Source organism: Microcoleus sp. Pol11C3, assembly GCF_036701485.1.
GTDB lineage: Bacteria > Cyanobacteriota > Cyanobacteriia > Cyanobacteriales > Microcoleaceae > Microcoleus.
Genome location: NZ_JAUBQW010000298.1, coordinates 1 through 1,528 on the forward strand (window position 1 = coordinate 1; position 1,528 = coordinate 1,528).

At 42.1% G+C, this 1,528-nt stretch carries 1 protein-coding gene; it reads right to left on the reverse strand.

Going from position 1 to position 1,528, the window contains the following annotated elements:
- Window positions 1–159 precede the first annotated feature (159 nt).
- Entirely contained in the window at window positions 160–996 is an 837-nt protein-coding gene (locus QUA40_RS28690; protein WP_333132098.1) for a metallophosphoesterase, read from the reverse strand.
- Window positions 997–1,528 lie beyond the last annotated feature (532 nt).

A 1,528-nucleotide genomic window follows, 5' to 3' on the forward strand; every position in this document is an offset into this window, starting at 1 on the left:
TTGAACCAACACTCAATGGAACTGCTGCTCGAGCGAACCCTTAATTAATTTACGAATGATTTGCGAGCGCTATATAACTTTATCTACTTTCGGAAAACCAGGGCTAGTTTTGTATAAATATTATCGGTTCTCGGGAAAGTTGACGCCCTAAACCAGGTCTTACGGATGGTGAGAAACCAAAGTAATTACTGTCACCTCCGGCGGACAAAATAGCCTCCCGGGCGCATAAGTTCCCAAACCGCGATTCACGTACAGCAAATTACTCCCAACCGAATGCAAACCGCTAGCCCATTCCCAGTGAGTAACTACTCGATCACCAGCCCACACAAAAGGAATGAACTTTCGGATTGGTTGAGGAATCAAATAGCCAATTTTTCTGACCCAAGCGAACAAAGGCCCGATACCGGGAATAACGATTTGACCGCCGTGAGTGTGCCCAGACAACTGCAAATCAATCCGCCAATTTTGCAGTTTTTCAGCAGTATCAGGATTGTGAGACAATACAATCCGAGGAATCGCGGGATTTATTGATGCCATTACAGGTTTAGGCGCAAAATCGCCCGACCAAAAATCTGCGAACCCAACTAAAGCCAATTGCGACCCCAAAGGATAGATTGCTTCGTTGTACAAAACCCGAATCCCGACGCTATTTAAAGCATTAGCAACCTCTCTCTTTGCCCCAGGCCAATAGTGGTCGTGATTGCCCAAAACCGCGTAAATTCCCGCCCGACTTTGCAAGCTTTTCAATCGCTGCACTAAATCGTAAATAGGTGCGGGGTCGTAGGTAATAAAGTCGCCAGTTAAAAAAATCAGGTCTGGTTCGGCTTCATTTGCTGCAGCAATCGCCTCTTCTAGCAACCATTCTGACAGCCGCACCCCGTCATAGTGAAAGTCAGTAAGCTGTACAATTTTAGTACCCGATAGATTTGCTGGAAGATTGGCGATTGGTATTGTTAAATACTCTATTCGCAGTTTCCCAGTTAATAACCTGTGCATAAATCTAAAGTTTATTGATGACAGAGCGCCACCTTTAGCTTAGCAAATAAACAAGCAAGACTGCAAAACTAGATATTCTTCCCTTTTCCTTCTGTCATCTAAATAATGACTACTAATTGCTGACTAATTACTACAGTCCTGGACGTAAAAACGGGAACTACTCAAGAAAATTGAAACATAAATTCCAAATCTTCATTTAGGCTTTCTTTCAAAGTTGTTTTGGTCTTACGCGCCCAACTACTACAGCATTTTTATAATATTTTTATAAAATTATGACTTGCGTAACAAACTGTTTATAACGCGCTCGCTCTTCTTCAGACTGGCATTCCCCGCCCCGCATCTATACCTTTTCTAAAAAATGTGAGGTACAGGTTGAGATTTTAGATTGAGGGATTGAGGGATCGATACCTCATCTTTATGATAACTGCTATATATTCTTTTGCCAATTTTCAAAGCTGATACGGAATCCGGTTGTCATAGGTCTGTTATAATTGCTGAAAAAATCGAGCAAAAATAGCCATGCCAAAAAAAG